At 41.3% G+C, this 567-nt stretch carries 1 pseudogene; it reads left to right on the top strand.

Annotation, left to right across the window (positions count from 1 at the left end):
* Nucleotides 1-567: pseudogene (locus TS1_RS12295) on the top strand (IS4-like element ISTeha4 family transposase); the annotation flags it as partial.

Raw genomic sequence — 567 nt, 5'->3', positions numbered from 1 at the left:
GTTATCAAGGCCAAAAGATGGATGTCAAAGAAATCTTCAAACGAAATAAAAAGCGCCGCGGTCGTTCTCGCTATCTTTTGAGTGTCCAAGTAGAAGCTGTCGTAGAAGGGAAAATCCTTCCCATTAAGTTGGTATATATTCGCAATCGCAATAAACGAAACGACTATTTGGTCTTAGCTTCGACCGATATCGATCTGACCGAAGACGAGATCATTCAGCTCTATGCTAGACGCTGGTCGGTGGAAGTCTACTTCAAGATGTGCAAACAATACTTAAAATTAGCCAAGTACCAAGGGATTTCTTATGACGGGATCTTTGCGCATACGACACTGGTAGCTATCGGTTATATGATCCTAGCGGTGCAAGAACGTGAAAGTAAAGACGACCGAACGCTTGGCGAGTTATTTTATCTTCTCATTGATGAGCTTTCCGAGCTTTCTGTATCGGAAGCCATTCTGCAATTACTCGTTTTATTCCAAGAAGCTTTTGCGGATGAATATGTTTTGGATGAAGCCGTATTAAATAACATTATCGAACAGTTCCTTGAAAAACTACCTTCCTCTATAC

It is taken from the genome of Tetragenococcus solitarius NBRC 100494, assembly GCF_001544195.1.
GTDB lineage: Bacteria > Bacillota > Bacilli > Lactobacillales > Enterococcaceae > Tetragenococcus > Tetragenococcus solitarius.
Note: the sequence above shows the minus strand (reverse complement) of the source record. Positions and strands in the feature narration are given on the sequence as shown.